The organism is Arachnia propionica (assembly GCF_037055325.1).
Taxonomy (GTDB): Bacteria; Actinomycetota; Actinomycetes; order Propionibacteriales; family Propionibacteriaceae; genus Arachnia.
The window spans coordinates 1,362,039-1,386,561 of record NZ_CP146373.1 but is presented as its reverse complement, the minus strand read 5'-3'; the positions used below and the strand labels follow the sequence as shown (position 1 = coordinate 1,386,561).

20 protein-coding genes and 1 pseudogene are annotated in these 24,523 nt (G+C 65.3%); 12 read left to right on the top strand and 9 right to left on the bottom strand.

Annotation, left to right across the window (positions count from 1 at the left end; translation table 11 throughout):
* Window positions 1-4 precede the first annotated feature (4 nt).
* Both V7R84_RS06445 and V7R84_RS06440 read right to left on the bottom strand, forming a co-directional pair.
* Window positions 5-1,360: a PQQ-binding-like beta-propeller repeat protein gene (locus V7R84_RS06445; protein ID WP_338573263.1), complete on the bottom strand. Its 1,356-nt coding sequence runs from the start codon at window positions 1,358-1,360 to the stop codon at window positions 5-7.
* Window positions 1,361-1,443: 83 nt separating this feature from the next.
* A complete protein-coding gene (locus tag V7R84_RS06440; RefSeq protein ID WP_338573262.1) occupies window positions 1,444-2,580 on the bottom strand; it encodes a VanZ family protein in 1,137 nt (378 codons plus the stop codon).
* A gap of 219 nt (window positions 2,581-2,799) precedes the next feature.
* Between V7R84_RS06440 and V7R84_RS06435 the strand changes: the two genes are divergently transcribed.
* The 3 genes from V7R84_RS06435 to V7R84_RS06425 all read left to right on the top strand — a co-directional run bounded on the left by V7R84_RS06435 (window position 2,800) and on the right by V7R84_RS06425 (window position 5,981).
* Window positions 2,800-4,149 (top strand): amino acid permease, encoded by a 1,350-nt coding sequence (locus V7R84_RS06435; RefSeq protein WP_412728112.1) that lies wholly within the window; start codon window positions 2,800-2,802, stop codon window positions 4,147-4,149.
* Window positions 4,150-4,359: 210 nt separating this feature from the next.
* Window positions 4,360-5,583, top strand: a complete 1,224-nt coding sequence (gene rocD / locus V7R84_RS06430; protein ID WP_338573257.1) for an ornithine--oxo-acid transaminase — start codon at window positions 4,360-4,362, stop codon at window positions 5,581-5,583.
* Window positions 5,584-5,603: 20 nt separating this feature from the next.
* Window positions 5,604-5,981, top strand: a complete 378-nt coding sequence (locus tag V7R84_RS06425; protein WP_338573255.1) for an MGMT family protein — start codon at window positions 5,604-5,606, stop codon at window positions 5,979-5,981.
* Here the strand turns inward: V7R84_RS06425 and V7R84_RS06420 are convergent.
* Window positions 5,964-7,232 carry a glycoside hydrolase family 3 N-terminal domain-containing protein gene (locus tag V7R84_RS06420; protein ID WP_338573253.1) on the bottom strand — a complete coding sequence of 423 codons (1,269 nt, stop codon included), beginning with the start codon at window positions 7,230-7,232 and terminating at the stop codon, window positions 5,964-5,966. The two genes, V7R84_RS06425 and V7R84_RS06420, sit on opposite strands and share 18 nt — an antisense overlap.
* A gap of 156 nt (window positions 7,233-7,388) precedes the next feature.
* A complete protein-coding gene (locus V7R84_RS06415; protein ID WP_338573252.1) occupies window positions 7,389-7,559 on the bottom strand; it encodes a hypothetical protein in 171 nt (56 codons plus the stop codon).
* 454 nt (window positions 7,560-8,013) lie between these two features.
* Here V7R84_RS06415 and V7R84_RS06410 point away from each other — a divergent pair, with 454 nt between their 5' ends.
* The 3 genes from V7R84_RS06410 to V7R84_RS06400 all read left to right on the top strand — a co-directional run bounded on the left by V7R84_RS06410 (window position 8,014) and on the right by V7R84_RS06400 (window position 11,701).
* On the top strand, window positions 8,014-8,760 hold the full coding sequence (locus V7R84_RS06410) for a hypothetical protein (RefSeq protein ID WP_338573251.1): 747 nt from the start codon (window positions 8,014-8,016) through the stop codon (window positions 8,758-8,760).
* A gap of 126 nt (window positions 8,761-8,886) precedes the next feature.
* The gene (locus V7R84_RS06405; RefSeq protein WP_338573248.1) at window positions 8,887-9,735 is read left to right on the top strand and encodes an alpha/beta hydrolase; all 849 of its coding nucleotides are present in this window, start codon (window positions 8,887-8,889) and stop codon (window positions 9,733-9,735) included.
* Window positions 9,716-11,701: an alpha/beta fold hydrolase gene (locus V7R84_RS06400; RefSeq protein ID WP_338573245.1), complete on the top strand. Its 1,986-nt coding sequence runs from the start codon at window positions 9,716-9,718 to the stop codon at window positions 11,699-11,701. Before V7R84_RS06405 ends, V7R84_RS06400 begins: the two co-directional genes overlap by 20 nt.
* 6 nt (window positions 11,702-11,707) lie before the next feature.
* Here V7R84_RS06400 and V7R84_RS06395 read toward each other — a convergent pair whose 3' ends face one another.
* Entirely contained in the window at window positions 11,708-12,979 is a 1,272-nt protein-coding gene (locus V7R84_RS06395; protein WP_338573242.1) for a heparan-alpha-glucosaminide N-acetyltransferase domain-containing protein, read from the bottom strand.
* A gap of 224 nt (window positions 12,980-13,203) precedes the next feature.
* On the opposite strand from V7R84_RS06395, the gene V7R84_RS06390 reads away from it, so the two are divergent.
* The 6 genes from V7R84_RS06390 (at window position 13,204) to V7R84_RS06365 (ending at window position 19,472) form a co-directional block, all read left to right on the top strand.
* Window positions 13,204-14,697 (top strand): methylmalonyl-CoA carboxytransferase subunit 5S, encoded by a 1,494-nt coding sequence (locus tag V7R84_RS06390; RefSeq protein ID WP_338573241.1) that lies wholly within the window; start codon window positions 13,204-13,206, stop codon window positions 14,695-14,697.
* Window positions 14,698-14,705: 8 nt separating this feature from the next.
* Window positions 14,706-16,262 (top strand): acyl-CoA carboxylase subunit beta, encoded by a 1,557-nt coding sequence (locus tag V7R84_RS06385; protein ID WP_338573239.1) that lies wholly within the window; start codon window positions 14,706-14,708, stop codon window positions 16,260-16,262.
* Window positions 16,263-16,274: 12 nt separating this feature from the next.
* Window positions 16,275-16,532, top strand: a complete 258-nt coding sequence (locus tag V7R84_RS06380) for a hypothetical protein (RefSeq protein WP_338573237.1) — start codon at window positions 16,275-16,277, stop codon at window positions 16,530-16,532.
* A 16-nt stretch (window positions 16,533-16,548) separates the two neighbouring features.
* Window positions 16,549-16,908, top strand: a complete 360-nt coding sequence (locus tag V7R84_RS06375) for a biotin/lipoyl-containing protein (protein WP_338573236.1) — start codon at window positions 16,549-16,551, stop codon at window positions 16,906-16,908.
* Between the two features lie 820 nt (window positions 16,909-17,728).
* Window positions 17,729-18,646 carry an ATP-binding cassette domain-containing protein gene (locus V7R84_RS06370; RefSeq protein WP_338573235.1) on the top strand — a complete coding sequence of 306 codons (918 nt, stop codon included), beginning with the start codon at window positions 17,729-17,731 and terminating at the stop codon, window positions 18,644-18,646.
* Between the two features lie 37 nt (window positions 18,647-18,683).
* The gene (locus V7R84_RS06365; protein ID WP_338573233.1) at window positions 18,684-19,472 is read left to right on the top strand and encodes a hypothetical protein; all 789 of its coding nucleotides are present in this window, start codon (window positions 18,684-18,686) and stop codon (window positions 19,470-19,472) included.
* 77 nt (window positions 19,473-19,549) lie between these two features.
* Here V7R84_RS06365 and V7R84_RS06360 read toward each other — a convergent pair whose 3' ends face one another.
* From V7R84_RS06360 to V7R84_RS06345, 4 genes and pseudogenes are all read right to left on the bottom strand, one after another.
* Window positions 19,550-20,050, bottom strand: a complete 501-nt coding sequence (locus V7R84_RS06360; protein ID WP_338573232.1) for a universal stress protein — start codon at window positions 20,048-20,050, stop codon at window positions 19,550-19,552.
* A 21-nt stretch (window positions 20,051-20,071) separates the two neighbouring features.
* Window positions 20,072-21,445, bottom strand: coding sequence for an MFS transporter (locus V7R84_RS06355; RefSeq protein WP_338573231.1), 1,374 nt, complete (start codon window positions 21,443-21,445; stop codon window positions 20,072-20,074).
* A complete protein-coding gene (locus V7R84_RS06350; RefSeq protein WP_338573229.1) occupies window positions 21,442-21,924 on the bottom strand; it encodes an SRPBCC domain-containing protein in 483 nt (160 codons plus the stop codon). The genes V7R84_RS06355 and V7R84_RS06350 overlap by 4 nt, the downstream gene beginning before the upstream one ends.
* A gap of 170 nt (window positions 21,925-22,094) precedes the next feature.
* Window positions 22,095-24,468 (bottom strand): annotated as a pseudogene (locus V7R84_RS06345) (excinuclease ABC subunit UvrA).
* Window positions 24,469-24,523 lie beyond the last annotated feature (55 nt).

Below are 24,523 nucleotides of genomic sequence, written 5' to 3'. Positions count from 1 at the left end.
GTCGTCACGCAAGCAGGGCGATTCGATCTCCCTTGGAGGCCACCAGATGACCGTTGAGCGTGTCGTAGGTGTCGTATTTCTTCAGGACGTCATCCCACAGGGTGCCCGGTTTTCCGGGATCCACGGCAAACCAGGAAGAGACGTCGCTAGTACCCGTCGAGATCAACAGGGCGCCCCCGAGGGTTGGAATGACCTCGCGCGCTTCGGCGATCTGATAGTCCACGAAATCGAGCTTCCCGGTCTTGGGGTCCAGAACCCCCGTCCGTACGGAAGGGGACGGAACGACGACGCTTAGGGGACCGTCCTGAGGGGAGGGGGTTCTGTCGAAGACCGGAGCGAGCCAGGGACCTCCGTCCCAATCCCTGCGCCAGAGCTCTTTCCCCGTCGCCGGGTCCAGGCCCACAAAGCTTCGCTCCATCCCCTCCGTGACGTATATGAGGTCGTCTCCCCAACCCAATGGATAACCGTCCTCGACCTCGACCGTCCACAGCTCCTTGCCCTGCTGGTCGAAACCCTTCAACGGCCCGTCGTTCTTCCGTCCTGCCAGGACGTTGCCCACCCAGGCCGAGCGGTACCGCACCCCGTCCTTCACCACCGGGCTGCCGTCGTCGGTGTGAACGCTCAGATAGCAGGCGTACTCGTGGACGGGGCCGGCCTGTCCGTCGACGCAGAAATCGGTCACGCCGTCGTGTTCCCTCACCCAGAACCATTCCCGGTCCTCCTCAGGCAGGTCGAAGGACCACTGCTTGGTGTGTGCCTCCTTGACGGAAGATGCGCGGCTGATTCGGACGGTGCCCTCATTGGACGAGTCCATCTCGTAGATCGCGCCCGATGCGGCCATGGCCAGGTAGCGCTCGGGCTCTTCATCGAGTCGACCGATGAGGCTGCCATCGGTGGTGCTGTAGACGAAAAGGGTTCTTTGCTGCTGGGAAGATTCGGCCCACATCGCCACCTGCCCGGGCGGCGTGTCGGGTACTTTCCTGAGGATGTCGAAACCGGCGAGGTCGCTGGAGACATCGACCGACCACACCTCGGAGCCATCGGCCCAGTTGAGCATTCTCAGTTTGCTGCCGCCCGCGGCCAGGTCCGGAGCTACCACCAGGCCCTCGTGAGCCTCGAGAAGAGGGCCGGACCCTGCAACCGTGACCTCCCAGGTGGTCGTGATCTGGGCTGGGGGAGTCAGCGGCGGAGAGGACTCGGGTGATGACGGGACCGTGGGGGCCGACGATGGCGTCTCGGATCCCGTTCCCCAGCAGGACGTGGTCAACAGGACCGCACCCATCAGGGCTGTGGCCCCGCGAAGTCGCCATCTGGAGGCGGGTCTCGTCGCGGCTTTGGGGGAGTGGGTGGCCGCTTTCATGCTGGCTCCTCTTCGGTTCGACGGATGGGCTGCTGCGGGCGTTGAATACCGCGCAACCGGGAGAAATGCCCCGACCGGGGAGTTCAGTGGACGGGGAGGGCCTTGTCGGTTTCTTCCGCCCGGATGTCGACCATCTGTGCGCCGGTCAACCAACAGGACAGGCTGCGATGGGTGCGGGTGAACGGAACCATGACCAGGGACAGCGGCACCACCAGGGGCAGCAACCAGATGAAAGGCGAGGAAGTGAAGAAGAGGGCCAGACACATCGGGATCAGCAATGATGCGGGCACCACCAGCGACCTGATAACCCGACGGAAACGGGAACCATCGTGCAGGGTGCCGTCCGCGTTGCGCCACTTCGGGGTGAGCCACACCACGGTCTGCCCGACGGATGCGGCGAGATGATTCCAGGCAGGCCAGACGAACACCGCGATGGTCGCCACCGCAAAGGCCACAGGACTGATCAACGGGATCCACTCCTCGGAAGCATCCCTCAGCAACAGCATCATCACCGCGCGGAGGACCACCGTGGTGGTCCCGGCCACCAGGGCCACGAGGACGGCGTCGATGAGCATGCCCATCCAGCGTCGCCACATCGTCACCGGGCGCGGAGTCAGCCTGTCCTGCGCCAGCTGGTGGGCGCGCGGCATCCACCACAGCAGCACCGGAGCCAGGACCGCTCCCAGGATGGTGCCGAGGGTGTTGGTCATGAGGTCGTCCACATCAGCGGTCCGGAAAGCGCAGGGATAGATGAACCACAAGCCGGTGAGCTGGGTCAGTTCGATGAGGAGGCTGGTGCCCGCCCCCAGAAGGGTTGTGACGAGAACGGAGCGGTTGAAATAGCGGCGCAGGATCACCCCGAACGGTACGAACAGCACCACGTTGAAGGCCACCTGCAGCACCGTGAAGCTGGTCAACAGACCTCGCAGTGAACGTCCCGGCGCGGCCTTGCGGATGTCGTCGATGAAGGCGAACGGCTGCAGGTTCATTCCCTGGGCGTGGAGCCGACACCACTCGACGGAACGCTCCGGCAGCGGCAGGAGGGTGTAGGTGAGCAGTGCGGTGGCGTAGAGACACACCGCTGCGAGCCCGAGCAGACGGGCGAAACTCAGCCGACCGAAGCGGCGGTACTGCCAGACCAGGCCTGGCAGGAACAGCGCCGCGAATGCCACGGCTCCGATGATCGCGGCGAGTAGACCATTGTTCACCCAGTCCTGCAAAGCTCCTCCAGTTGTGACGGTCGAACGGAGGATATCGCGTGGAGGCGGCCCTGAACCGGGGTCCCGTGGTGTGGTCGGGTCTCGTCGCGGGCGAGATCGGAGGTCAGAGGTCCCGGATGTGACATAGTGAGCCGCGTTGTTCACACGACTCGTGAAGGCGACGCAGAAGATGTAGGAGGAAACCCGGTGTCCTCTCCGGAAGGCGACCTGAAGGTCGCGATGAAACCCCGTCACCTCGTGATGATGAGCCTCGGATCAGCCATCGGAGCCGGGCTGTTCGTGGGGTCCGGTGAGGGCATAGCGACGGCAGGACCCGCGGTGTTGCTGTCCTATGTGATCTCCGGGGCGATCGTCCTGGCCGTGATGCGCATGCTCGGCGAGATGGTGGCGGAAGACCCGAACCCGGGGGCGTTTTCCTACTACGCGGACAAGGCCCTCGGATCCGCCGCCGGATTCGCGATCGGCTGGTTGTGGTGGATCGAGATGGGGCTGGTGGTCGCGACCGAGGCAACCGCGGCGGCACGATACCTCAATACGCTCGTCCCCGGTTTCCCGCAGTGGGGATTCGCGCTGATCATCATGGTGGTCTTCACGGGAATCAACCTGTTCAAGGTGGGAAGTTTCGGTGAATTCGAATTCTGGTTCTCGCTGATCAAGATCGCCTTCGTGGCGGTTTTCCTGGTGCTCGGAATGGCCTTCCTTCTCGGCTTCTCTCCAGCGCCCTCACCCGGGTGGGGGAACCTGCTGGGAAGCGACTTCATGCCCCACGGATTCAAGGGAGTCGCATCGGCTCTGCTGGTCGTGATCTTCGCCTTCGGGGGCGTGGAGATAGTCGCTGTCGCCGCCGCTGAGACCGCCGACCCGGAACGCAGCATCAGGAAGGCCGTCAACACGATCCTGTGGCGCATCCTCATCTTCTACATGGGTGCTGTGACGATCATGCTGCTCGCCCTGCCCTGGAACGACCCCGCCCTCAAGGAAGCGCCCTTCGTCGCGGTCTTGAACGCGGCGGGACTGCCCGCCATCGCGGCACTCATCGGGATCGTGATCGTCGTCGCGCTGCTGTCCTCGCTCAACGCGAATCTCTACGGCGGGTCGCGCATGATCTTCTCGCTCGCCGAGCGACGTATGGGGCCTGCGATGATGCGTGGCACGAATGCTCGCGGCGTGCCCGTGGCAGCCGTGCTGTCCACCTCGTTCCTCGGGTTTATCGCGGCGGCACTGAACTACTTCTGGGCGGAGGAGGTGCTGAAATTCCTGCTGAACATGGTCGGCTCCACCATGATCGTCATCTGGTTGGGGATCATCGTCTCGCACCTGGCGCTGCGCCGCCGTGCCGTCCGCGACGGCAATCCCTCGTCCACGGGTTTCCCGGTGGCTCTGTCCTGGGCAACCCTGGTCGCGGTGGTCGCGGTGGTCGCGCTCGGGTTCACGGTGCCCGAGATCGCAATGCAACTCTCCAGTACCTTCGCCCTGACGGCCCTGCTTGCAGCGGTCGGAGGCTGGTTCGTCACACGTGCGGGCGGCACTGGCCCAGGGAGTGAACCAGCTGCGAACAACAGGATGTGAGGAGGGCTCGCGGACCCTGGGCAAAGGCCGAGCAGCGTCCCTGCTTCACCGGTCCCGAAGATGCCTGCCAGCTTCCGTGGTAGCGTTTGGTCCTTGCACCATTCGCACGATGCTCAGCGCCCAAGGCACTTCGAGCAGAACAACCCGGCCGGGACGTCACCCAATACCCGGCGATAAATTCTGGAAGGCAATACCGTGACCCATCACGCCATGAGCGAGAACACGCGCACCGCCATCGAACTCGTCGACACCTACGCGGCACACAACTACTCGCCGCTGCCCGTCGTCGTCACCGAGGCGTCCGGCGCATGGCTGACGGATGTGGACGGTCGCCGCTACCTGGACTGCCTTGCCGCCTACTCGGCCCTCAACTTCGGGCACGGCAACCCCACCTTCATCGATGTCGCGAAACGCCAACTGGACCGGCTCACCCTCACCAGCCGGGCCGCTCACTCCGACTGGCTCGGTCCGTTCGCCCAGAAACTGACGCGCCTCGCGGGCAAGGACATGGTCCTGCCGATGAACACCGGCGCCGAGGCGGTCGAAACCGCCATCAAGGTGGCCCGCAAGTGGGGTCACCAGGTCAAGGGACTACCGCAGGAACGCGGCGAGATCATCGCCATGCACGGTAACTTCCACGGCCGCACCACAACGATCATCAGCTTCAGCGACGACGAGACCGCGCGCGCCGACTTCGGCCCCTACAGCCCCGGGTTCCGGCTCGCCGATTTCGGTGACGTCGACTCCCTGCAGCAGGCCATCACACCCGAGACCGTCGCCGTGCTGCTGGAACCCATCCAGGGCGAGGCCGGCATCATCGTGCCGCCGGCGGGATACCTCCGCGAAGTGCGGGAACTCACCCGCAGGAACAACGTCCTGCTGATCTGCGACGAGGTACAGACCGGTATGGGCCGTACCGGAACCACGTTCCGGTTCCAGGCCGAGGGTATCGAGCCCGACATCATCACCGTCGGCAAGGCCCTGGGCGCGGGCATCGTGCCGCTGTCAGCGGTGATCGCCGACCGCGAGATCCTCGGGTTGCTGCAGCCGGGCCAGCACGGATCGACCTTTGGTGGCAACCCTCTCGCGTGCGCCATCGGGTCGGCTGTCTGTGACGTGCTGGCCACCGGCGAGTACCAGCGTCGCTCCACTGAGCTGGGCGAGCGCCTGCACGCCGGACTCGAGACTATCGTCGGTCACGGTGTGACCGCGGTTCGGGGCGCTGGGCTGTGGGCTGGCGTCGACATCGATCCTTCGATAGGCACCGCCAAGGACGTGAGCCTGGATCTCCTCGATCACGGCATTCTGGTGAAGGACACCCACGGCCAGACCCTCCGGTTTGCGCCCCCGCTGGTGATCACCGAGGACGAGATCGATCTCATCGTGCGTGAACTCCGGGCCGTGCTGGAGCAGCGCCTCGCACGGCATTCCTGAGGCGGGAGAAGACCTGCTCGATGCCGGATGCAGCCGTCGAACTGACCATCGAGCGGGTGTTGTGCGCTGTGGAGTGCATACCTGCTGGGCGGGTGGTCAGCTACGGTGACATCGCGGAGCTGGTGGGCACGTCTGCCCGGCGGGTGGGGGCAGTCATGGCCTCCGCCGGGCCGGGGGTGCCGTGGTGGCGGGTGGTCAATGCGGCGGGACGCCTGCCCGATCATCTGACGGCGGAGGCGTCCCGGTACTGGGCCGAGGAGGGGACCCCTGCGGTCGACGGGCGGTGTGCGATGTCGCGGGCTCGGGCCGACCTGCCCCGGCTGGCCGCGGACCACGAGACCCGGTTCGCCGAGTGGGGAACCGGGTCTCGGGACCTGAACTCACTCGCAGGTCAGTAGCCCCGCCGACTCCTTCAGCGCCAGCACCCGACCGGCGGATTCGGCCAGACGATCGGCGTTGCCTGGGTCTTCAGCCGCCCAGGCGATGGTGGCCTTCAGCATCTCGTCCATCAGCGACGGATCGGCGTTGATGAGCAGATCCCCACCCGCTGCGAAGAACCGGACGGCCCGGTCGCCGGGTTTGACATTCCCCACGGCGACCGCCGCGCCCAGGTCGTCGCTGATGGCCACACCCTGGAAGCCGAGGTCGCCACGCAGCATGTCGGTGACGATCTTCTTGCTGAAAACCCCCTCCTGGTCCGGGTCGATCCGGGTGAAGATCGCCGACGAGATCATCACCGAATCAGCTCCGGCCTCGATACCTTTGCGGAACGGTTCCAGGGATTCGCCATCGGCCGTGATGTCGCTGTCCTTCGCCACCCCGTGGTCAGTGTTGACCGTCACCTCACCCAGCCCGGGAAAGTGTTTCAGGGAGGTCGCGATTCCGGCGTCCTGCATTCCCTGGGTGAACTCCACCACCGACCTGCTCACCGCGGTGGCGTCATTGCCGAAGTTGCGGTTGCGTTTCCCGATCGGCGCGTTGCTGTCCTGCTTGTCCTTGGGCACCACGTCGGCGACCGGCGCGAGATCGTAGTGGATACCTGCGTCCGCCAACTCCGTGCCCCACGTCTGGGCTCGGCTCCGCAACTGGCCGTCCGCCAGCGACCCCTGCTCGACGGCGTTCGGGATGTCGCTGAATCCCGGTCCCTTGAGGCGCTGTATGTGACCACCCTCCTGGTCGACGGCGATCAGCAGCGGCATCCCGGAAGACTGTATCTCTCCCAGCTCGGAGGTGATCGCGCTGATCCGGGAGGCGCCCTCGGTGCTGTTGCCGAGCAGCACCACGGCCCCGATGCTTCCCGACTCGATGGCTTTGCGGGTCTTGTCGTCCAACCCGGAGGTGCTCACCCCGATCATGAACAACTGTCCCGCCTGCTGCTCGGTGGTCAGGGAATCCGCCTTCGCTCGGCATTTCATCGCGTCAGGCGTGGGTGAGGGGGAGGGCGACGAATCGGGTAGCCCGTTGGGAGTGGCTGTGTGTGAGGCCTCCGTGATGGCGTGTGGTGCCAGGGAATTCGCCACAGGCTCTGCCGAGCAGCCGACCAGGAGCGATGCGCAGGTTGCTGCCACGGCGATCCGCGGCAGACGACCGCAGCGCCACGGGATTGCTTTCTTCACACGTGTCCGATGCATCGCATCCGTTGCTGTCATCACTGCCTCCGCTCTTGCTGCTCGTGGTCCGGTCCTGTTTCTGAGCGGGAATGGTAGTCGCCCAGGGGGTCATGGCTGGTGACGGTTTCGCGGAGGAGGAGCTGACTGCGAGCAGGATTCACGGTGCGGGATCCGGGTGATCCTCCCTGGTGCGCATCACCCGACGAGAGCCAGCGCGAGGAACAGGAGCAGTAGCACGGCGATGAGGGTTTTGTGGGCATGCAGCTCGGGGATCAGCATGAGGCAGGACAATTCGATGGACACGAAGAGCGGGAGCAGTGTTTGTGTTCTTCTGTGAGGAATCATTGCGACCCTCTTGGTCGTCAAGATGTGGCATCCTCGATTGCATGGGCCCAGTATTTCCTACATAAGAGCGCTGGATTCGGTGATCAAGAAGGAAACTGGAAGCGTCAACGGTTTTCGAGGCTTGGGTTTCCCGGGCCCTACGATGAGTTCGTGCGCCATGTCACCGGCCGGCGGTGATTATTGCCCCGGGCAGGGGCTACATGATGCTGTCGCAACGCGAGTCCGATCCGGTGGCCCTGCTGCTCAGCTCATAAACGCCGGGCATGTAGCTGTATACGACGAGTCCTGTCAGCAAGGTCACGAGGTAAACCGCCGGGTGAAAGGAACATGGCCTTCGTTCTTCCCCATGGAGGGGGCAGGTCTTGCGAGCGAGATCATGTGCTGCGACCACGCGAACGGGTTGGGAGAGTGGGCTTGATACGCTGCCCCGGATCGTTCGATTGGAGCAGTGAGGACCCTGTGGAGGAGGTAGGCTGTGGAAATTGTTCTGTTACCCGCAGAAGATCGTCAGCAGATCGACACCTTCAGTGTCGCGTACATCGATGATCCGCTGACCTTCGCCGAGCTGTACGACGCTTTCCGGAACGTGGCCGCTGGGCGGACGGGGAAGTGTTTCCTGAGCCTGGATTCCCTCGACCAGTGCGTCTATACGTCCATGCACGCCGTCGAGAAGCACGACATGGACGATGAACTGACCCTGGATGTCCCTGAGGATGAGGACCCCGCGCAGCTTCGGGCATATGACGTGGCGAGGTTCAAACTGATCCGCGACGTTCTGAGCGACCCCGACCGGGCGGTCGGGTTCGACAGCGCTGGGGAGGAACTGGACATCGACGAAGACGTCGTGTCGGCGCTGGTGAGGATCCAACGGAATTCTGAGGCAATCCTGGAGGAAACTCACGTCGTCCAGTGTCTGCCGACCAGTGATCCGGTGGATCTGCTGGCAAACATCCCCAACGGCTATTTTGACGGCGATATCGGCCCGTTCGGTACCGTGGCCATCGCCCGGCGGATGCTGACGCACGGATACGAGCTTTTCGGGATCGGGGCTCGACTGCTGGGATTCATTCGGACCGCGGAGCCAACTCCGGTGCTGGTCGAGGACTTGAAGTTGCTGTATCGACAGAAAACCGGTGCGTGGGAGGAACTGTTGTCGGTGCTGGCTGACTCCAGGTTCTTGTTCCTCGGCTACACACAGGACTTCCCGGAGGTCGTGGAATGAAGACGCGGGGTAGAAGATGTCTGGGACATTCGCGGCGGTCCTCTGACGATTGCACTGCACGAGGTGCGTGCTCTGGGCGCTGAATTCCTGGAAGGTCAGCGCCCTGAGGGTCATACGATGATGCGCATGCGTCATGTCACCGTTGATCTGAACCAGGAGAGATCCGCCACCCTGGAGGCGGTCCTCTTCGATGCTCCTTCTCTCAAGGAACAACCGACCCCGTTGGAGCATCCCCGGCCCGCTGTGATCATCGCCCCGGGTGGGGGCTACATGATGCTGTCGCAACGCGAATCTGATCCGGTGGCGGTTGCTTTCCTGCGTCGCGGATTCAACGTGTTCGTGTTGCGCTACTCGCTGCGGGAACACGCCGCCTATCCCAACCCCGCCGTCGACGCGGCACAGGCCGTGCGGTGGATACGCGCCCATGCCGGCGAGCTGGGTGTCGATCCACGGCAGGTGAACCTCCTGGGGTTCTCGGCGGGCGGGCACGTCGCCGCACTGCTGGGCACCCACTGGAACCGCGACGATCTGCTGGCAGCCGAACGCGCCGAGTACGAGGCCACCGGTCGGGGTGACTTGTTGCGTCACGGTCCGCGACCCGACGCGCTCGTGATCTGCTACGGGGCGCTCAGCGTCGACTGGGTGGACGGTGACGAGGAGATCCTGCGTACCGCGGCCCGTGTGGACTGCATCTCGGCGGTGACCGGGGAGACCCCGCCCGCCTTCGTGTGGACCACCGGTCAGGACGAGGTGGTGCCGCCCTCGCAGTCGTTGCGTTTCGTCACCGCGCTGGCTGAGGCCGGGGTACCGTTCGAATACCACCACTTCCAGTGGGGCCGGCACGGCCTGTCGATCGCCGACGAGCTGTGCAGCGCCGACCGGGAATCGCTGCCGGTCAATGTGGCTTCCTGGGTGGACCTGGCAGCCACCTGGCTGCGCAAGATCGGAGAAGAAAATGACCAATGCATGGAGTGATCTTGATGCCTACACCAACCTGCCGAGGCTGGGATCGCTGGAGATCTCCCCGCAGGGACGGGTGGTGGTTTCCGTCGCCCACCAGAACCGGGAACACACCGGCTACCGGTCGTCGTGGTGGGAACTCGATCCCGAGGGCCAGCGACCCGCGCGGCGTTTGACCCGTTCGGAGGAGGGCGAGAGCTTCGGCGCCTTCACCGCGGACGGGGATTTCCTGTTCGGCTCGAAACGACCCGTGCCCGGCACCGACGAGACGAAACCGGAGGAGGACGACGGTGTGGTCTGGTTGCTGCCAGCCGCAGGTGGTGAAGCCTATCCGGTGGCGCGTCGCTCCGGAGGGTTCAACGGGGTCGTCGCCGCGACCGGTTCCAGCACGGTGATCGCCCGTACCCCGGCCCATATCGGTGCCGCGGACGACGAGACCGACGCCGCCACACGCAAGGCCCGCCGCGAACGCAAGGTGACCGCCATCCTTCACGACAGCTACCCGGTTCGATACTGGGACCACGATCTGGGGCCTGTAGCCGACAGGCTCGCGGTTCTGGATCTCGACGGCGGCTGCGAACCGCTGACCGGGGATGTGGGACGTGCCTTGGAGGAGACGACGCTGTCGCTGAGCGCCGACGGTCAGAGGCTCGCCGCAAGCTGGGCCTCACCGCGGGGAGTCGCGGAGGTGGCCCTGTCCGTGGCGGTCATCGACGTGACGACGGGGCAACGCCGGATGGTTGCCTCCGACGACGCCGACGAGTTCACGAGTCCTGTCATCTCCCGTGATGGCCAGTTGATCGCGTGCGTACGCATCACCCGCTCCACCCCGGAAACCGCTCCGGTGAAGCGCCTGTGGCTGGTCGGGGAGGACGGCGAGAGTAGGGAACTTGCCCCTGACTGGGATCGCTGGGGCACGCCGGTGGCCTTCAGCCCCGATGCCGGGACGCTCTACGCCGTGGCCGACGAGGACGGTGACTCCCCGGTGTTCGCCATCGATGTGGCCTCCGGGAAGGTGCGCCGCCTCACCGGCGAGGGCGCTTTCACCTCGGTGCGGCTCACCGGGGATGGCCGGAGACTGTACGCCGTGCGGTCGTCCTACCAGGATCCGGGCAGCGTCGTCGCCATCGATACCGCTACCGGGGAAACCACCGGTCTTCCGGTGCCCGTCGACTACCCGGAGCTGCCCGGCAGGGTGGAACGCGTTGAGACCACTGCCGCTGATGGGGCGCGCGTGCCCGGCTACCTGCTGTTGCCTTCCGGCGACGATCCCGCGCCGCTGGCGTTGTGGATCCACGGCGGTCCGTTGGGTTCCTGGAACTCGTGGAGCTGGCGCTGGTGCCCATGGCTGTTGGTCAGTCGGGGCTGGGCGGTGCTGCTGCCCGATCCGGCGCTGTCCACGGGATACGGCCAGGACCACATCCAGCGCGGCTGGGGACGCTGGGGGGCGGAACCGTTTACCGACCTGATGGCCCTGACCGACCACGTCGTCGCCCGCGACGACATCGACCAGGACCGCACCGTCGCCATGGGTGGGTCGTTCGGCGGCTACATGGCCAACTGGGTGGCCGGCCACACGGACCGGTTCCGTGCCATCGTCACCCACGCCAGCCTGTGGAACCTGTATGCCTTCGGCAACACCACCGATGCCGCCTGGTATTGGGAACGTGAGATGTCGCCCGAGATGCGGGAGCGGTACTCGCCACACCGGGCCGTGGCCGACATCGTTACCCCGATGCTGGTTATCCACGGCGACAAGGACTACCGGGTGCCGATCGGCGAGGGCCTGGCCCTGTGGCGGGAACTAGCCGCAGGGTGGGTGGGGAAACCGGAGGACTTCCCGCACAGATTCCTGTATTTCCCCGACGAGAACCACTGGATCTTGTCCCCACAGCACGCCGAGCTCTGGTACGAGACCGTGTTCTCCTTCATTGAGGCGGGCATCGGCAAGGCCGGGTTCACCCGGCCCGAGCTGCTCTGATCCGGTTCACTGGCCGGGCCGGGAAGCATCCGGTCCGGCCAGGTCGGCCTGCGGGGCGGTGCCGTGCTGGTCGACCGCCTGGGAGAGGAGCTTTGGATACCCGGCCAATCGGTCCGCGATGGCGCCGGTCAGTTGCTCCAGCGGACCCGAGACGAACACCTGCGACCACGCCCCGCACGCCACCACCAGCCCGAGACACAGCCATCCCCCGACCCAACCGTCGGCGAGGAGTCCATCCGGTTGGGCATCGGTCAGGACCACGACGTGGACTACATATGCCGTCAACGCCATCGACCCGACGCCCGTCAGGGGCAGCAGCGCCCACCGCGACCACGGCAACCGGCCCAGCAACACCAGACCAGCGATCACCGCGAGCGCCAGACCCCCCGAGGAGAACACCTCGAAGGCGGTGCCTGAGGTGGGCTCGAAGGACCACAGCGCCTGCTGCCAGTCGATGCCGGTTGCCGGATCCGTGGTCTGGTCGATCCCAGTGGTCGAGGTGGCCGTGCGCTGGACGTCGGTGAACAGCGGCGCCGGGGAACCGGCGGAAACGACGAACGGCACCGCGAAACCGGCGAACAGCACCAGACCGGCCACCAGGAAACCCTGCAGCGCCCTGGTGTTGTCCAGACCGAAACGCCCCAAGGCCATGCCCGCCAAGACGAAGGCCATCCACACCAGCGCGGGAGAGACGGTGGTCACAAGCAGAGTGGGGACGACATTGCCCCCGAGGTCGGGGGAGCCGTATCCCCAGGTGGGGATCCACAACGGCAATCCGGTCACCAGCAGCTTGCCCACCAACGCCAGACCGCAGGCCACGACCAGGAGGGTGCGGGGACGCCAGCGCAGCGCGGGCAGGGAGAGGACGAACCAGAACGCGTAGGAAGCCAGGATCACCTGGATGGTGGTCGGGATCATCGACAACACTCCGGCGATCAGAAGCAACACGACGGCCCGGCCCAGGATGGTGGTGCGGGCCCGCAGCAGGTCCTCGCCCTCGACCCTCCGGGATCCCCCGCTGATCATCGCCAAGGACACCCCCGCAACGGTGGCGAACAGGATGCCTGAGCGACCGTGGGCGAAACCGAGCAGCGCGGTCGGTCCTGAACCCCAGGCGGGGGTGAGCACCGAGTGCGCGATCACCATGCCCAGGACGGCCAGGCCGCGGGCTGCGTCGAGCCCGGGGATGCGGGGTCCCGGGAATCGGTCACGGCGTGGCTGTGGCCACCAGGGACGGGCAGGTCGGAGGGTGAGCGGCATTTGCTGGGTGACTGGCACTTAGCAAACCTAGGCCACTTCGGGACCGGGTGTGGGTTTTCCGCGGATGTCTATGGGTGCGGCAGTCGAGACCGGGGCAGGAAGGGCCTGCTGGAGACGCGGATTCTTGAACGCTGTTCAAGCGTTGACCCCTGTCAGCAGGGGATGAGACTCAGATCGAAAGTGGCGCGTCGATGGCGGGGGTGCTTTCCCCAGAGTTGTCCCGGCATGGTTGGATAGGGACCATGAGTCCTCGAAAGATCGGCGTCACCGAAGTAGCCCTCCGGGACGCACACCAGAGTTTGATGGCAACCCGAATGGCCATGGAAGACATGGTCGATGCCTGCGCAGACATCGATGCCGCAGGTTACTGGTCCGTGGAGTGTTGGGGCGGTGCCACCTTCGACTCCTGTATCCGCTTCCTCAACGAGGATCCCTGGGTCAGGCTCCGCACGTTCCGTGAACTGATGCCCAATTCCCGTCTTCAGATGCTGCTGCGTGGCCAGAACCTGCTCGGCTACCGCCACTACGAGGACACGGTGGTGGAGGAGTTCGTCGAGAAGTCGGCAGAAAACGGCATGGACGTCTTCCGTGTCTTCGACGCCCTCAACGATCCCCGTAACATGGCCAAGGCGATGCAGGCCGTCAAGAAGGTCGGCAAGCACGCCCAGGGCACCATCTGTTACACCATCTCGCCGGTTCACACCGTCGAGGGCTACGTGAAGCTCGCCGGGCAGCTCATTGACATGGGCGCCGAGTCGATCGCCCTTAAGGACATGGCCGCCCTCCTCCAGCCGCAGCCCGCCTACGACATCATCCGCGGCATCAAGGAAACCTACGGCGACATTCAGATCAACGTTCACTGCCACTCCACCACGGGCGTCACCCTCGTCAGCCTCATGAAGGCCATCGAGGCAGGCGCCGATGTGGTCGACACGGCCATCTCGTCGATGAGCCTTGGCCCCGGCCACAACCCGACCGAATCCTTCGTGGAAATGCTCGAGGGCACCGGCTATACCACCGACCTCGACATGGATCGCCTCGTCAAGATCCGCGACCACTTCGCGAAGATCCGCCCGAAGTACGCCGAGTTCGAGTCGGCCACGCTGGTGGACACCGGCATCTTCTCCTCCCAGATCCCCGGCGGCATGCTCTCCAACATGGAATCGCAGCTCAAGGCCCAGGGCGCGGGCGACCGCATCGACGAGGTCATGGCCGAGGTGCCGCGGGTCAAGGCCGACGCAGGCCATCCGCCGCTGGTCACCCCGTCCTCCCAGATCGTCGGCACCCAGGCCGTTTTCAACGTCCTGATGGGCCGCTACAAGGTGCTGACGGGCGAGTTCGCGGACCTCATGCTCGGCTACTACGGCGAATGCCTCGGCGAGCGCAACCCCGAGGTCATCAAGCTGGCGCAGGCCCAGGCCAAGAAGGAGCCCATCACGGTGCGTCCCGCGGACCTGCTCAAGCCCGAATGGGACGAGCTCGTCACCCAGGCCAAGGAACTCGAAGGTGCCGACGGCACCGAGGAGGACGTCCTGACCAACGCCATGTTCCCGGGAGTGGCTCCCGGGTTCTTCAAGACCCGCGCTGAGGGTCCCAAGAACGTCGGCAAGACCGCTGAGCAGCTGGCCGCCGAGGAAGAGGCCGCCAAGCGTAAGGCCCAGGGGATTTCCGGTCCCGTCAAGTACAACGTCACCATCGCTGGCCGTTCGCACAGCGTTTCCGTCGAGCCCGCCTGAGGAGTGAAATGAGCAAGCAACACACCATGGCCGAGCGCCTTCAGCAGCTCGAGGAGGCCCGGACAAAGGTCGAGGCCGGAGGCGGCACCGACAAGCTGGACAAGCAGCGTGACCGCGGCAAGATGACTGCCCGCGACCGCATCGAAGAGCTGATCGATGAAGGCTCCTTCCAGGAAACCGGCGCTTTCCGCCGCAACCGCACCACCACCTTCGGCATGGACAAGGCCTACATGGCCGCCGACGGTGTGGTGACGGGATCCGCGACCGTGCTGGGTCGTCCCGTCCACCTGGCCAGCCAGGACTTCACCGTGATGGGTGGGTCGGCTGGTGAAACCCACTCCATCAAGGTCACCGAGATGCTGGAGGCGTCGCTGGAGACCGGCACCCCGTTCATCTTCATCAACGATTCGGGCGGCGCCCGCGTGCAGGAGGGCATCGACTCCCTGTCCGGCTACGGCAAGGTCTTCTACGCCAACGTGCTGCTCTCGGGCGCGGTGCCGCAGATCTCGATCATCGCCGGCCCCTGCGCCGGTGGCGCTGCTTACTCCCCGGCCCTGACCGACTTCATCATCCAGACCCGCAAGGCCCACATGTTCATCACGGGCCCGGGCGTAATCAAGCAGGTCACAGGCGAGGAGGTCACCCAGGACGCCCTCGGTGGCGCTGACGCCCACATGGGTCGCTCTGGTGTCATCGACTTCGTGGCCGACGATGACGAGCAGGCCATCCTGATCGCGAAGAAGCTGCTTAGCTTCCTGCCGCAGAACAACTCCGAGGAGCCCCCGATCGTCGATCCCGACGATTCGATCGAGCCCAACGAGAAGCTGCGCGAGATCATTCCGCTCGAGAGCAACAAGGGCTACGACATCCGCGATGTCATCGCCGAAATCGTCGATCACCGCGACTTCCTCGAGGTGCAGGCCGGCTGGGCCAAGAGCATCGTGGTCGGCTTCGCCCGCATCAACGGTCGCTCGATCGGTATCATCGCGAACCAGCCGAGTGTCATGTCCGGTGTGCTGGATATCGACTCCTCGGACAAGGGCAGCAAGTTCATCCGCTTCTGCAACGCGTTCAACATCCCCGTGGTCAACCTCGTCGACGTCCCTGGCTTCCTGCCTGGCGTGGCGCAGGAGCACGGCGGCATCATCCGCCACGGCGCGAAGATGCTGTTTGCCTACTCCGCCGCGACTGTCCCGAAGATCACGGTCGTGCTGCGCAAGGCCTACGGCGGCGCCTACCTGGCGATGTGCTCGAAGGACCTGGGTGCCGACAAGGTGTTCGCCTGGCCGACCGCCGAAATCGCCGTCATGGGTGCTGAGGGCGCCGCGAACGTGGTGTTCCGCCGCGAGATCGAGGCCGCCGAGGACACCGAGGCTCGTCGCGCAGAGCTTGTGGAGGAATACCGCGAGACCTTCTCGACGCCCTACATGGCTGCCTCCCGTGGTCTGGTTGACGACATCATCGACCCGGCGGACACCCGCCGTGAGATCGCACTGTCGCTGGAACTGCTGGCCGGTAAGCGCCAGCTGCGTCCCGCGAAGAAGCACGGTCTCTTCCCAGCCTGATCGGAGTCGTAGATGTCTGACAACAACGCTGCGCTCCTTGCGGCGGTCGAGAAGCTGACGGCTCAGCTCAAGACCCTCGATGAGCGTCTCGCCAAGCTCGAAGCCCGGCAGGGGATCCCCGAGGAGGATCTCGTTGCGATCGGAGCCGCCGTCGCGGCCTCCCTCGGGCACAAGGCCAAAGTGCGGGCGGTCCGTTTCAGCACCCAGCCCGGCTGGGTCCAGGCCACCCGTGAACAGTCCCACAACCGTGCTGTCCCGCACGCTCGCTGATTGAAGGAGACAACCCATGAAACTGAAGGTGACCGTCAATCAGACGGAGTACGAGATTGATGTTGAGGTCGAGAAGGAAGTCCCAAGCCTTCCGCCGATCGTGATCGGTGGCTCGGGTGGCGCACCGGTGGCGGCCCCGGCCCCGTCGGCTGCTGGTGCGGCTGCTGCCAATGCCGTCGTCGCGCCGCTGGCTGGCTCGGTGGCCCGCATCCTCGTCGCCGAGGGCGACGAGGTTGAGGCAGGCCAGGTGCTCCTGGTCCTGGAGGCCATGAAGATGGAAACCGAGATCACGGCCCCTGCGGCTGGTGCGGTCTCGGCCATCCTCGTCAAGCAGGGTGAGCCCGTCCAGGGCGGCCAGGCTCTGATCGAGCTCTGACCCTCACCCTTTCCGAGACAGAACGACGGGTCGCACCCAGCTGGGTGCGACCCGTCGTTCTGTTCCTGTCGGTGTCCAGACCTTCTGGGGCATGCGAATAGCATCGGGTTCCAGTGTCTTTGGGTAGAGGGCGGGGTTTCAAGTACATGTCGCCGTTCAACAGGGAGCGAGGGAAACCCTCGGAGCCTGACCGCGCGATGTGGCGATTCGCGCTCCTGATCTGCCGGGAGGCGGACGCCACCTCCCGGGCACGGAATCTGACGGTGATTGGCGCCGTCGTTGCGGGGGCGTTCGCGCGGATCCTCGCCCCCGTGGTGCTGGGGCTCGGGCTGGAGTTCGTCCTCCAGAGCGCATGGTGGCGCTGCGGTCTGCCCGTCGTCGCGGTGCTCTACGCGGCGGTCTGGTGGCTGGGAACTGCGGGCCGGACCTGTTTCCTGCCGACCTACGGCCGCCTGGAACAGGCCATGCAGTCCCGTTTCATGGTTCGTGCCCTGGACCGCAGTAACCGGTCCGACCCGCGCACCAGGGGACGGGTGGACGAGTCTACCGTGGGTTTCGCCATCGACTCCGCGGCGTCCGCCCTGCGCGAGGGACTGAGTTGCCTGCACCTGTCCCTGCTGCCCGCCGGGGTCAGCATTCTCGCGGGTACGGCGACGGTCGGTCTCGTGGGAGGAATCGGGGTGCTCGCCGTCTTCCTGGCCACCGTGCTGGTCTACGCCGCCACCAGCACCCCACTGATCCGCCGCCATCAACGCCTCCAGACGCTCTTCTTCAAGGAGGCGATGCGAAGCTTCGGGGTGCTGGTGAACCTGCTGTCTCTGTGGCGGGAAACCAGGATCTTCGACGGCCATGCCCACGCCCGGCAGTGGTACCGGCGCGACAGGTCGAGGGTCGAGCGCCGCGCCATGCGCTCCTACCGCGCCACCCGCGGCCTCCAGGTGAGTCAGGCCCTGGTGCTCGCGGCCGGGATTGCCGTCGCGCTCTGCTTGTTCGCCCGGGCCGGCGAACCCCCGTCGCTGGGCGTCATGATCGCGGTCTCCGGGGTTTCCTGTCCGCCGTCGCGCCCCTGCAGGACGCTGGCTTCGGCCTGTCCACCCTGGCGGTCTCGGAGAGCCAGTACCGGGAGGCGCAGACTAGGATCGACCCGCCGGTCGACGACGCCACCGGGGCACGGGGAGCCGCGCCGGAACCACCGGTGTGGACGCCCGGTAGGCCCGTCTGGTGCCTGGGTGACAGCGGAGCCGGCAAGACCACTTGGGCGGAACGGTTCCTTGGGCTCCGAGGCCTGGCCGACGGAAGCCTCCGCACCGGACCCGGCCGCGGGGAAGCCTTCTCCTACCTGCCCCAGGAACCGGGACTGCTGGCCGGCACGGTCATCGACAACGTGCGTTTCGGACGCGACCTGCCACCCGGTGCCGTCGACGGGATCCTCCGGGAGCTCGGCCTGGGGGAGTTCTCCCGGGGAGGGGCCCGCGAACACGAGGTGATCGCCCCCGACCGGGGCGGGGTCTCGGTGGGAGAGGGACGGCGGGTCGCGCTGGCCCGGGCGCTCGCCGACGAGTCCAACCGGATCGTGGTCCTGGACGAACCGACCGCCGGGATGGACGCGAACCTCAGGGACCGGGTGTGGCGCATCATCGAGTCGCGTGCCGAACGGTGTGTCGTCGTGGTCGCCACCCACGACCCGCAGGCCCCCATCCGAGACGACGACCCGGCCGTCACCCTCCCGGAGGACTGATCCCTGGTTTCCACCAGAACCGGGCAGACTTGGTGGGGTGACGAGGAAGAAGACCGCGAAACCCCGGCCCCCGGTGGCGCTGTGGCATCCGCTGCTCGCCCTGGCGGCACGGGTGGTCCCGCTGCTGGCGTTCGGCGTCTGGCTGCTGTTGGCCGGACACAATCCCTACTGGTACGACGAGGGACAGGCGATCCTCGGTGTGCTCAACCTGGCGTTGCTGTGGTGGCTGCTCAGGCGAGAACGGACGAGTTTCCGCAGATTCCTGGGGCCATTCACTGCCCGCGACTTCGGGTGGTCGCTGGCGGTCGGGGCCTGCATGGTCTGCGTCTCGCTGCTGGCCTACGCCTTCGCGGAGAGCTGGCTCCGCGTGGAAGGGAAGCCCACTCCGACACTGGACACCCCGCTGTGGTTGCTGGTTGCGCAGGTCCTGCTGGTACCGGCCTGGACGGTTTTCGTGGACGGTGTGCTGTTCTTCGGTTACGCGCTGCCGCGGCTGCGTGAACGGATCGGGGCGGTGTGGGCCGCAGCGATCGTCATTCTGGGGTTCACGCTGCTGCAGGTTGGATTTGCGCCTCTTTCACCAACTCGGGTGACCGCCGAGGCCGTCCGCGGGGTGTTGCTGGCGATCCCACCGGTGCTGGTGGCGCTCAGGAAGCGGAGCGTGTGGTCGGGTGTTCTTGGCTACCTGCTCATGACTCTGCTGAACGACTGGCCGAGCGTTCTGTACACCCTGATCCTGCTGCTCAGCTGGTCGGGGCTGTGGATCGGCCTCTTCATCGGTTTCATCGTCATGATCTTCTGGCTTGGCATGAGCCGCCGGAACTGACCCGTCACCGGAGCAACGAGATGGAGGGGCCACTGAAGTGGCTCCTCCATCTCGTGCACGACCTGCTGTGCGACCTGTCAGGTGTTGCTTTCTGGACGGACCTGGTCGCCCTCGTTTGGGTTGACCGGGCGGATCACCAGCACGTCGCAGTGGGCGCGCTTGACGACGACGCTGGCGACGTCACCGAGCAGGCGGCCAGCGATCGAGCGGTCGCGGATGGCGCCGATCACGATGAGATCCCCGAGGTGCTGTTTCGAACTGCTGAGCAGCGCTTCGGCGGGGTCCGCCTCCACCAGCAGGGTGGCCTTCACACGCGCCCCGGCGGCGATGGCGATGTCCTTGGCGTGTGTGACGGCCAGTGTTGCGGCCTCCTTGCCCGGGACCTGCCCGATGCGACTCGGTGCGGTATCGGTCAGCGACACCTTCGCGTCGGCCCTTCGGGAACCGCCACCATAGGCGCACACGATGACAAGGTCGGCGTCCTCCTTGACCGCGATCCACGCGGCCCGGGTGACGGTCGGCCCGGCGAGTTCGGAACCGTCGGTTCCGACGACGACCGTGGTGTAGTCCTTGAGCATTTCCCCTCCAATCGTGGGAGATCAGTTTTCGGCGGGCACGGGTTCGGACAGATCGTCGACGTCCTTGACGATCGGCGGCTCCTTGATCCAGAGCATCGCGATGGCCGCCAGGGCCAGGAAGACGGCGGCGAAGGTGATCGCGTTACCGGGGTGGTCACCGATCAGCTTGTAGACGGTGCCGAAGGTGACGGTCTGGATGAGCATCGGGATGACGATCATCATGTTGATGATGCCCATGTAGACGCCGTAGCGGGTGGACGGGATCATGCGGACGGCCATGATGTAGGGCACACCCAAGATGGAGGCCCATGCGATCCCCAGGCCGATGATCGGCACGAACAGCAGGTACTTGTCGGTGATGTGCGGGAAGAAGGCCAGGCCGACCGCCGCCAGCAGCAGGCAGGTGGTGTGGACGAACTTCGCGCCGTGCCGTTTGGCCAGGACCACCAGAGCGAAGGCCACGCAGAAGGTCACGACGTTGTAGGCACCGTTGACCAGGCCGGTCCATGCCGTGGCCTGCTCGAACAAGGTCTTGTACCGATCCGGATCGGCTTCCTCCAGGGCATGGGTCGCCCCGAAGATGGACTCCCCCACGGACAGCGACACGTACTGCCAGTAGCAGTTCATGGCGTACCACTGGAACAGGTAGACCAGCGCCAGCTTGCGCAGCTGAACTGGCATCTCGACGATGGCGTCCCAGATCTCCTTGAGGGCGCCGACGAAACCGGTCTTGTGGGCGCGCAGCTCGGCGAGTTCCTCGGGCGTGGGGTCGAGTTCCTTGGTGCTGAGGATCGAGACCAGCACGGTGGCGATGGAGGCGACGGTACCCAGCATGAAGGAGGCCATCACCCAGGAGGGAAGGCTGCCGAAGATGCCGGGGATAACCTGCTGGAACACGAACAGCGACACATTGGCCAGGGTGATTCCGAGGCCGGCGAAGAAGGACTGGGCCAGGAAGCCCTTGGCCAGCTGCGACGGCGGCAGTCTGTCGGAGATGAACGCCCGGTAGGGCTCCATGGCGGTGTTGTTGGACACGTCGAGCAGCCACAGCAGCAGCACGGCCATCCACACCGCGGAGGCGAAGGGGAACAGGAACAGGCACACGGAGCAGCCGATGGCGCCGGCCAGCAGGAAGGGACGCCTGCGGCCCCACTTGGGAACCCATGTCTTGTCCGAAATGGCGCCGATCATGGGCTGGATCAGCAGGCCGGTGATCGGCCCGGCCAGGTTCAGCAGCGGCATTTCCTCGGGGTCTGCGCCGAGGAACTGGTAGATGGGGTTGATGGCCGTCTGCTGCATGCCGAAGGAGTACTGGACACCGAAGAATCCCAGGTTCATCAGCAGGATCTGCGGCATCGTCATGAGCGGCTTCTGCCGCACAACCGTCGCGCTCATCGGGAAACTCCCTCAGGATTGGCGGCCAGGAATTCCTCGAGACGGTTCAGCTCCCGCTCCCAACCGGTGGCGTGGTATTCGGCGCGGGAGGGTTCGTAGGGCCCCTGAACGATGCGCACGAGGGTTCCAGCACCGTTGCGGCCGTACTTGGTGAACTCGACGCGTAGCTCCATCGGGATGTCGGGATCGATGCCGGGGTCACCGGTGATGCGCTGGCGGGCGACGAAGACGTCCGGATCGAAGTATTCGGTGAAGACCGCATCCGTGGTGACCCTGACCGTTGGGTCGTTGTCGCGGATCTTCACGTGGTGGTGCTTTCCGCCGAGTTTCAACTCCGAGGAAACCGTCTCCTGCTCGACGTGCCAGCCAGGGCTGCCTCGCCAGAGCATCATCTCCTCGGGTGCCGTCCACGCCTTGAAAACACGTTTCTGGGGGTAGTCGAACTTTCGCTCGACGATCAACATGACATTGGCGACCATTGCTCACTCCTGTTGATGTGGAACTGCCCACATGACCTGGCACCCAGCCTAAACCTGTCCATGCTTCAAGGGATAGGTTTTTCGATAAAGATTTATGGCCTTGCCTGCGTTCTCTCGAGCGCTGGCAGGGACGTTACCTCCTGCAACCGGGACTGAAACGATCGGTGTCGTTACTCGGTGCTTCCTGTCCCGGTCGTGTAAGCGGCGAGGTGCCGACCGGTGATTGTGGTTCGTTGCTCGACCATCTTGGTGGGGGTTCCTTCGAAGGTCAGCAGCCCACCGGCGTTCCCGGCGCCCGGACCCAAGTCGATGATCCAGTCGGCGTGGGCCATGACCGCCTGGTGGTGTTCGATCACGATCACCGATTTCCCGGAGTCGACGATCCGGTCCAGCAGCGCCAGAAGCTGCTGCACATCCGCGGGGTGCAGGCCCGTCGTGGGTTCATCCAGCACCTGGATGGTGCTGCTGGCATCGAGTTCCGACGCCAGTTTCAGGCGTTGGCGTTCGCCGCCGGACAGGGCAGTCAAGGGCTGCCCGAGAGCGAGATAACCCAGCCCGACGTCCACCAGACGATTCAGCATCCGGTGCGCCGCGGGAACCCGTGTCTCCCCGTCCCCGAAGAAATCGACCGCGTCGGCAATCGGCATGGCCAGCACCTCGGAGATGTCGTGGCCGCCGAGGCGGTACTCCAGTACCTCACCCCGGAAACGACGTCCCCCGCACTCGTCGCAGGTGGTCGCCACTCCCGCCATCATTGCCAGATCCGTGTAGATCACCCCGGCTCCGCTACAGACCTGACAGGCTCCCTCCGAATTGGGGGAGAACAGGGACGGTTTCACCCCGTTCGCCCTCGCAAAGGCCTTGCGAATCGGGTCCAGCAGACCCGTGTAGGTCGCCGGGCTACTGCGGCGTGACCCCTTGATCACCGACTGGTCGATCACCGCGACCCCGTCGCGCCCGGCCACCGAGCCGTGGATCAGCGACGACTTGCCGGACCCTGCCACCCCCGTGACGACCACCAGACACCCCAGCGGGATGTCGACGTTCACCCCGCGCAGGTTGTTGGTGTTCGCTGCCCGGACCTCCAGGAAACCCTTGGGCTCGCGTACCCGGTCTTTCAGATGTGCCCGGTCGTCGAGGTGGCGGCCCGTGAGGGTGCCGCTGGCGCGCAGCCCATCGACGGTGCCCTCGTAACAGACCCGCCCACCATTGCGCCCGGCGCCGGGACCGAGATCGACGACATGGTCGGCAATGGCGATCAGTTCTGGTTCGTGCTCCACCACCAGCACCGTGTTTCCCTTGTCACGTAGTTCCAGCAGCAGCTCACCCATGCGCTGCACGTCGTGGGGATGCAACCCGCTGGAGGGCTCGTCGAAGACGTAGGTGATGTCCGTCAGCGAGGAACCCAGGTACCGGACCATCCGGGTGCGTTGCGCCTCACCACCCGACAAGGTTCCGCTGGGGCGGTCCAACGACAGATAACCGAGTCCGATGCGCACGAAGGCATCGAGGGTTTTCCGCAGGGAGGTCAGCAACGGGGCCATGGACGGCTCCTCGATTCTTTGAAGCCACACTGCCAGGTCGCTGACCTGCATCGCGCAGGCATCCGCGATGGAGATGCCATCGATTCTGGATTCGCGGGCCTCGGTGGTCAGCCTGGTGCCCTCGCATCCGGGACAGACCCCGAAGGTGACGGCGTGCTCCACGAAGGATCGGATGTGGGGCTGCATGGCCTCGACGTCCTTGCTCAGGAAAGATTTCCGGATCCTCGGAATCAATCCCTCGAAGATGACGTTGACACCATCCACCTGTGTCCGGGTGGCTTCCTTGTGCAGCAGAACATCAAGTTCACGCTCCGAGTAGTGTCCTAGGAGCTTGTCCGGATCGAGGAAACCTGAATTGCGGTAGATACGTCCGTACCAGCCATCCACGGAATAACCGGGAACCAGCAACGCGCCCTCGTTCAGCGATTTCTCTGCGTCGAAGAGGGCGGTCGGGTCGAAATCGGAAACCCTTCCGAGTCCTTCACGACGCGGACACATGCCGCCGACCACCTCGAATTCGCGTCGCTCCTTGACCTTCCTCCCGCCCTTGGCGACGGTGATCGCCCCGGCCCCGGAGACGGATGCAACATTGAACGAGAACGCTTTCGGGCCACCGATGTGGGGTTTCCCGAGACGGCTGAAAAGAATGCGGAGCTGGGTGTTCACATCGGTGGCGGTTCCGAGCGTGGAACGGGGGTTTGTGCCCAGCCTTTCCTGGTCGACGATGATCGCGGTGGTCAGGCCGTCGAGAACATCAACGTCCGGTCTGTCGAGGGTGGGCAGGAAACCCTGCGAAAGCCGAGTGGGTTTCGTTGATCATCCGCTGCGATTCGGCCGCGATGGTGTCGAGAACCAGCGACGACTTCCCGGAACCGGAAACCCCGGTGAACACCGTGAGACGGCGTTTCGGAAGATCGATGTTTACGCCCTGCAGGTTGTTCTCCCGGGCGCCGCGGACCCGGATCAGGTCATGGGAGTCAGCGGGATGGGGAATCGGCATGGGGCTCCTCGGTATCGTCGGGCGATCGGCACGGCGTGCTCCACCCCTCCGGGAC